At 43.8% G+C, this 5,451-nt stretch carries 3 protein-coding genes; all 3 read right to left on the bottom strand.

Annotated features, from left to right (window positions below; all coding sequences use genetic code 11):
* Positions 1 to 158 precede the first annotated feature (158 nt).
* Complete coding sequence (locus AZ602_RS09740; protein WP_103034726.1) at positions 159 to 2,768, bottom strand: prolyl oligopeptidase family serine peptidase; 2,610 nt, start codon at positions 2,766 to 2,768, stop codon at positions 159 to 161.
* Positions 2,769 to 2,868: 100 nt separating this feature from the next.
* Complete coding sequence (locus AZ602_RS09735) at positions 2,869 to 4,089, bottom strand: porin (RefSeq protein WP_103034725.1); 1,221 nt, start codon at positions 4,087 to 4,089, stop codon at positions 2,869 to 2,871.
* 36 nt (positions 4,090 to 4,125) lie between these two features.
* Positions 4,126 to 5,166: a porin gene (locus AZ602_RS09730; RefSeq protein WP_146025241.1), complete on the bottom strand. Its 1,041-nt coding sequence runs from the start codon at positions 5,164 to 5,166 to the stop codon at positions 4,126 to 4,128.
* Positions 5,167 to 5,451 lie beyond the last annotated feature (285 nt).

Raw genomic sequence — 5,451 nt, 5'->3', positions numbered from 1 at the left:
GGCTGTGCTGTGGTAACTATGCTCTGTTAAATAATGATCAATGACTTCAAGTTTAAAGTCCATTGTGTATTTGGTCATAAAAACACCCCAAAGGTTGTCTAACTTTTGGGGTGCGGTTCACAACTAAGTACGGGGTTTGTTTATTAAGCAGTCTATAATTACTGCTGATTTTCGAGTAATTTTTGACGATTTTTCAAAAATTCTTCGTGCTCTTTGGCTTCTTCTTCCAAGCGCTTAGCACCTTTGAGTTCATCTTCGCTTGGTCGGTTGGTGATGGTAGGGACGCTCGTGATACCCATCTCATGCAGGCGGAAAGCTGTCACGATTTGGTAATTATCCTTACGATCCTCCCAGGTGCCAGGGCCATGACCTTGTTTTTCGGCAGCATACAAGAATACCGGTCTACCACAACCTTGTTTATCTTGCAGCTCAGCAGCAAACTTATAAGAATGTGACGGTGTCACACGGTCATCGCGCTTTGATGTCATCACGATGGTCGATGGATAGCAAGTACCTGCCTTGACATTATGATAGGGTGAATAGCTCTTCAACTTCTCATACATCTCAATACTATCGTATGGCGTGCCATATTCATCCACCCAGTACCCAGTGTGATAATTGTCTTGATGGCGCAGCATATCCAGCACGCCTACCTCTGGCAGTGCCACACGGTATTTGCTTGGGTTCAAGGTCATTGCCGCACCAACCAATAGACCGCCATTGGACGCACCAGAAATTGCCAAATAATCAGGCGATGTATAGCCTTGATTAATCAGATAATCCGCCGCTGCTTCAAAGTCATCAAAGACATTCATCTTATCCAGACGCTTACCGGCCTTGTGCCACTCTTCACCGAGTTCAGCGCCACCACGCAGATGTGCTGTCGCCCAGATACCGCCATGCTCTAGCCAAGTGGCACGATCAAAACGGAAAGCATGATCCGATATTCCACTAAAGCCACCATAGCCATACAATACGGTTGGATTCTTACCATCTAACACGGTGCCTTTTTTGTAGCTGATCACCATTGGGACCTGCGTACCATCTTTTGAGGTGTACATCACCTCTTTGCTTTCATAATCTTCAGTGACAAACGGATGCAGATCCCGACGACGCACATCGATCATCTGATCACGCACGGGATTGTATTTATAAATTGTGCGCGGTGTAGTAGTGCTATAAAAACGGAATGACACATAGTTTTGATTGTTTTCATCATTCACAATCAAAGGATCATCCACTGGCTGGCCGTGGCTGCCCTCACTGGCGACCAATGAGTACAGATCATCAATGTTACCACCCTCGGCTGGTGTTAGATCTCTGAGCGGATTACCTCGACTGTCGGTTACTACAACACGATGCGTACCATTTTTTGAATAATTAATCAAAAAATAACCATCACCACGATTGTGCCACACTGCCTCTAAAATCTCATCATAGTCAGTTGGTGCAGTGACAACCACTTCTCGTTTTTTTAGGTTATTAAGATTAGACTTAATAATCTCGCCTTTTGGATTATTTTCTTCAGAAATAAACCACACATCCAGCGTTTTTGGATCAAAGTGGACATATCGCGCCAAGAAACCATGTGTAAAGGCATCAGGATTGTGATATTTTTTATCAAAAAACTTTTGATTGTGGATGCGATAATACTTGCCTGTGTGCAAATCTTTGATATAAAAATTCTCAACAGGTGATGAATGCTGAATCACCAAATAGCGATTGTCATCACCCTCTAGCCAAATATCTTCGATCCACTGTGCCAAGTGCTTTCGACTCACTTCAATCTTATCATTGAAGCTGTTTTTGCTTACATCACGCATATGCACTTCAGGCCAGCCGCCATTGGTGGTTGGGAAGTAGAATCTGGTATCATCCAGCCATGCGATCGCTAGGCCCGAATAAGAGATATTTTGGATTGGCGTGGTAACATCCTGACCAGTTTTTGAGTCAAGCACACGGATAAAATACTTGTTCGAATCGGCATTGCCATCACGCATGATCAATGCGACATAAGTACCGTTTTCGCTAGGATACATATCACCATCAGCAACACCAACGCGACCATCTGATGACAATAGGCTTTCATCATAAATGATGGTTTGGTTGCCCAAAGGGTCTGTAGTACGAATACGGTTAAAGCCATCCGTCCCGCGGTACATATATAGCTCGCCAATGTTATCAAACTTGTATCTGCGAATCAGATGCTCGCGATCCATCAGGCTATCGATGTTTTTGCGGATTTGATCATAATAAGGAATATTATTCAGATATTCATTGGTGACCGCATTTTGAGCATTGACCCAGTCATTGACTTCGCTAGAGGTTGGCTCAGCGACAGTTTGCAGCGCCTTTGTGGTACGATTATCAAACTGATCATCTGGTACTTCATTTTCTAGGCGAGTACCGATCAAATTACGCTCACGGTCAGCACTGGTTTCTTTGGCATATTCTGGATTGATCGGATCAATATCTTCTAGCCAGCGATATTTATCCACGACTGTCTCAGTGAAATACTGATCAATGCCGTCATCAGGACGAGGAAAATCTGAAGTATCGCTAAAGCTTGTGCTGGATGAGCCGACATAGTTACTTGGTCTGCCATATTCACCAAACATAAAATGATCTTGTTGTTCTTGATGAATACGCGTGGTTGGATATACCAGCTTTTGGGTGGTCGCCTGAGATTCTTGGGCAAATGCCATATTTGGTACTGCATACGCACCAGAGACGACCGCCATCAAGACAGCGAGTTTTTTTAGTTTCATGGAATGCTCCATACTCCATTTGTAGAGTAAAATCTATACATTGCCACCGATTTTATTTTAGAAAATCGGTGGTACTTAATAAGTCCAAAATTACTTCGGCTTAGAAAGTGAACGACACGCCAGCACGGTAAGCTGTGTTTTCTAAATTTGCAAAATCCTTGCCGTCAAGCTCGTGTTGCAACTCAACACTGTCAATGCGCCCATATAAGCGTACATTATCACGCAGATAATAATCGCCACGAATATATGCACGAGTCTCTTCAGTCTTGGGGAATAAGAATGGTTCATAAGCAGCAGCAACATTTTGCCAGATACCTGTAGCACCAACACTACCGCTTACTACCGTCACGCCCTGTTGATTTTTGCGCTTGGTTTCTTGTTGACCATAGCCTGCGGTCATACTAAAGCGTGGTGTAAATTGATAGCCCAATTTCACACCTACAAAATCAGTTTTTGCGCTGTCAATAACATTACCACTTAAATCATCCTCACCGCGCCCTGCATCGACAGCTGCCAAGAAGTTGCCATGGCGATATTCGACAGAACCTGCATAGCCTTTTGAATCAACAGGTACCTGATTGCCATTTCTTTGTGGAACATTATTATTATTCACCAGTTGTGGATTAGCGCGAGAATCTGAATAGCCAGCAGCTACACGAATACTTTGATTATCCGCAAGTGGGTAACGGTAGCTTGCTGATGCACCCCAACCCTCAACATCACTGTTGCTATTTCGGCGCACATCACTGCTTGATGGTGTGCTATAGTAGGCGCTCAGATGCAGATTTGGGATGGCAGTATAATCGGTACGGATGGATGCACCGCTAAAAGTATCCAGCGTGGTAAAAGTACCTGTACGAGTCACATAGCCGGTGTGTAGGTACTGACGACCCAATGAAATCGAGCCGACATTAAGCTTATCAAAAGCTAGATTGGCACTGTTTAGATACAAACCAGTATCGCTATCAGCATAACCAAAGCCAATGGTGCCGGTCACACGCCAGTCCTGTGGTAGCTTTTGAGAGCCGCGAATGTCCATCCATGATGCACCATCATCTTGGCCCAAACGAGTGCGGCGATCTGTGCGCTCCTCATAAGTACCAGTTACCAGTTGTCTTGGATCGCTTGTAATACTTGTCCAACCTGGTTGATCATATTGATAAGTAAATTGCTCGCGGTCATTTTTGAAATGCACATTCACTTCACCATTAATATCCAGGCTAAGACCATCTTTTTTGTACAGATTATATACTGCTGATGACTGAGTAGAAATCACGCCTGATGCGACAGCGACAAATAGTGCTAATGCTTTTAGTTTCATAATAAATCCTTGTCAATAAAATTCTTGATGTTAAACTTAAAATCTAAAACTCACGCCTGCTGTGTAGCCGTATGTTTCGCGCTTACTAAAAGCACCTTCAGCAACATAGTTTTGAGTTTTGGTATTAGTAACTCGGCCTGTAAGATTGACATTGTTATATAACTCATACTCAGCACCAAGAGTATATTGCTTCTGTCTAACCTCATCAAACACCAAAGTTTCATTCACCCCAAGTACGCCTGAGCTTAAGAAGTCTTGGTAGCTGATTTGATTGCCATCCACACCATCTTTTTTCGATTTACGCTCACCATACGACGCATAGGCAGTCATGCGTGGGGTAAACTCATAATCCACGCGCACACCATAGTTATTGGTTTTGGCACGGTTATAAAATTCACCAGTAAATTCTTCAGTAGATTTACCACCATCAACAGATAGTGTCCAATCATCCAACTGATAGCTTAGACCGATCGCTGTCGCCTCTTTTTCTTTTGGTGCAGTATATACCGTTCCCCAATAATCCGTATAGCGATCGCCATAGCCATAAGTCCATGTCGAACCATCGCCGTAGAAATCCACATCGCGCTTGCCCTTGGTGTGGCCTGCACCAATGGTCAGATTGTGGCGTGGTGCAAATGAATGCGTATAAGATGCAGCCAAACCGTAACCAAAATGCAAACCTGCGTCGTTTTCTGAGCGAGTATCACCCGTCTCAGGGAATGCATGATACGCTGATAGTGTTAGGTTTGGGATGGCAGTATAGGATAACGAGACTGCTGAACCTGTTGTATCTAGCGGATTATAAGTTCCAGTAGTGGCAATATCACTGGTTGAAAAAAGGCTATTGGTATTGACACCCAGTTGACCATATTTTTGGTGGATTATGGTTGCTCCATAAGAGTAACCACGACGAGAACTCTGAGATGGTGAGGCCCATAATCCAACAGTACCAAAAATACTGATATCGCGAGTCAACATTTGCTGCGCAGAGAAATAAGCCGTTGCACTATTCAAACCTGAAAGACGGGCGCGTTCATCTGTATCGCGTCGATCCTGATCGGCAAATACATTTGTCATAGTGCCGTTAGTACCATAGATGCTTGGATCACCATACAAATAAGTAAACTTATTGGTATTTTTTGTCAGACTGGGACTGAGTGTACCAGAGATGCTGAACTGCAAACCATTGCGCAGATTATTGTTCAACCAAGCCGCTTGAGTAGAGGTCGCCAATCCCATACTGTACCGGTACAATATTCCCAGACACCCCATAAGAGGTTATACTACCCCAAACTAGGAGCAATCTCTCATGACAAAACAGCGTAAGCAGTACAGCAGCGAATTTAAACTAGAAATGGTCAA

It is taken from the genome of Moraxella sp. RCAD0137 (assembly GCF_002894025.1).
Lineage (GTDB): Bacteria > Pseudomonadota > Gammaproteobacteria > Pseudomonadales > Moraxellaceae > Moraxella > Moraxella porci.
Note: the sequence above shows the minus strand (reverse complement) of the source record. Positions and strands in the feature narration are given on the sequence as shown.

Coding starts and splice junctions, on each gene's coding strand:
- AZ602_RS09740 (WP_103034726.1), bottom strand. CDS start 2,768: ATGAAACTAAAAAAACTCGCTGTCTTGATGGCGGTCGTCTCTGGTGCG.
- AZ602_RS09730 (WP_146025241.1), bottom strand. CDS start 5,166: ATGACAAATGTATTTGCCGATCAGGATCGACGCGATACAGATGAACGC.
- AZ602_RS09735 (WP_103034725.1), bottom strand. CDS start 4,089: ATGAAACTAAAAGCATTAGCACTATTTGTCGCTGTCGCATCAGGCGTG.